Source organism: Micrococcus sp. MS-ASIII-49, from assembly GCF_000946635.1.
GTDB lineage: Bacteria > Actinomycetota > Actinomycetes > Actinomycetales > Micrococcaceae > Micrococcus > Micrococcus luteus.
On sequence record NZ_JXSP01000049.1, the window covers coordinates 1 to 2,242 of the forward strand.

The 2,242-nt window shown below is 61.7% G+C and carries 1 protein-coding gene and 1 pseudogene; one reads left to right on the top strand and one right to left on the bottom strand.

Going from position 1 to position 2,242, the window contains the following annotated elements; genetic code table 11:
- Positions 1-93: 93 nt before the first annotated feature.
- A pseudogene (locus SJ20_RS03625) lies at positions 94-582 on the top strand (transposase); the annotation flags it as partial.
- Positions 583-652: 70 nt separating this feature from the next.
- Here the strand turns inward: SJ20_RS03625 and SJ20_RS03630 are convergent.
- A partial coding sequence (locus tag SJ20_RS03630; protein WP_255351303.1) for a helicase-related protein occupies positions 653-2,242 on the bottom strand: 1,590 nt, incomplete at its 5' end.

A 2,242-nucleotide genomic window follows, 5' to 3' on the forward strand; every position in this document is an offset into this window, starting at 1 on the left:
CACCACTATCCGGGACTCAACTTTCTCCTTCAGTTGGATCGGAACGAAACCCAGGGCGCTTCAGTCCCCTTCGACGCGCCGAACCGGCTGTGACTGACCGACATCACCGAGCACCCCACCGGCCAGGGCAGGCTCTGCCTGTGCGCGGTCAAGGATGTGTTCTCCGGGTGGATCGTGGGCTACTGGATCAGTGACCGGATGAAGGCGCGACTGGCGGTGAACGCGCTGGGCAACGCCGTTTCTCGTCGCGGTGACGTCGCTATCTGCATCGTGCATTCGGACCGCGGGAGCCAGTTCCGGGCCAGGGCCTTCGTGCATGCTCTGAACCGCCACCAGCTCCTGGGCTCGATGGGCCAGGTCGGTGCTGCCGGCGACAACGCGGCCATGGAATCGTTCTTCGCACTACTGCAGAAGAACGTCCTGGACAGCAAGCGGTGGAAGGCTCGCGACGAGCTCCGGATCGCGATCGTCACGTGGATCGAACGCAAGTATCACCGTGGCCGCCGGCAGGCCCGTCTCGGCCGGTTGACGCCCATCGAGTACGAGACCATCATGAAGCCGGCCGTGAGCCTCGCGGCCTGAGACCCCACCGGTCACCTATCCGTGCAGCAGCCCCAACAGCCCCGCTGGCGCTCAGAATTATCGGCGCCGCTCAGGCGCTTCTGACGTGCTCGGTGTCAGCGGGCAACAGCGCCGCGAGTTCAGGTGTCCCATAAGTCAGGAAGACCAGGTCAGCGTCATCGCTCTCATCCCAGGTAGCACGATCGAACGTCACCGGCAGTGGTGCGAGCGGCGACGGGTCGAAGTATTCTTCGATGTCGCACACACCATCGTCTTTCTGGAAAGACAGAGCCGAGAGTGCTTCCGCCGGGGGCTTGAGCCAATACACCCGAGGACGGGAAGGGTCGGACTCGAAGGCAGCACGGGTTAGGCCGTTCGCGGTGAGTACACGTTCCAGGTCTCGCAGAGACGTCCCGCCCTCCAGCGTTGGCGGCTGCTTGATCCGACCGCCACCGCCTGGTTCGCCCATGTCGTCGTTGCCGACAGGCTCATTCTGGATATCCTCGACCTGCTGTCGAATCTGTCCGACTTCGGAGTCGATCTCGGTGGTCGTTGCGTGGCCGGTCAACGCCAATCGCTCGATGGCCTTCTCAATATTGGCGAGCACTGGGGCCGCGTCGCCCACGATATCGGTGAAGTCACCGTAGTCCTCGGCGATGCCCTTGTAGACCTGCTCCTCAACCGTGTCAGCGTAGAAATAGTTGCTGATGCGGATGTCTTTGTACGACGCACCGATGCGGTCAACGCGCCCGATTCGCTGCTCAACGCGCATGAGGTTCCAGGGCATGTCGTAGTTGATGAGTCGCCCGGACGTTTGCAAGTTCAGTCCTTCACTCATGGAGTCTGTACCGACGAGGACTTCAAGCTCGCCACTGCGGAACCTGGTCTTGATCTCCGACTTCGTAACCTCGGTCCAGCTTCCAGACTCGACGTTGTAGACCTCCCCACCTCGGCCCGAGTAGCAGCCGAGGCGGCGGTACCCCGCCGTGAGAAGCCGCTCGCGGACGTAGTCCATCGTGTCGGCGTACTGGGTGAAGACGACGACAGAGGAGTACGTGTTCAGAGCCTCGGTCACGTCGGCAACAAGTTTGCTCGCTTTGCTGTCTTCGCCCGTGATGCTATCGAGGTCTTGGAGGAACGACTTGAGCTCTGCGATTTCGTCACGGAGGCGGTCGGCTCTCGTGTCGAAGGCCTCTGGCTCGAACAGCGAACCTTCGACATCTACGTTGTCGTCGTCGGTGAGCAGCTCGGCGAGGTTTTTGCCGTTCTCCAACACACTCAGGCGACGGCGAAGAGACCGTTTGATGGCTTCGAACGAGGAGGTCAGTCGGCGGCGATAGACGGTCATGATAAACCCGAGCGCCTGATTGCCAGCCTCGGCCATGTAAGCGTTGTAGTGGCGGCGGATGTACTCCTCGATCCGCTCGTACAGGCGTCGCTCGTTCGGTTGTAGCGGGATAAACTCGTCCTTGACGTGGCGATACGGGATCACCACGTCGTCAGGGATGATCCCGGCTGCCTGGTAGTCGCGCATGGTCTTTCGGGTGTTGCGGAAGACACGATCCCGCATCGGAGTGTGGCGACGGAGCCACTTGTCCATCCACTCGGAGGTCTCGTTCGGGAACTTGGTCTTCAGGTCTGCGCTCGGCGGGTTCCCGGCTAGATGTTGTGGGTCATGAGG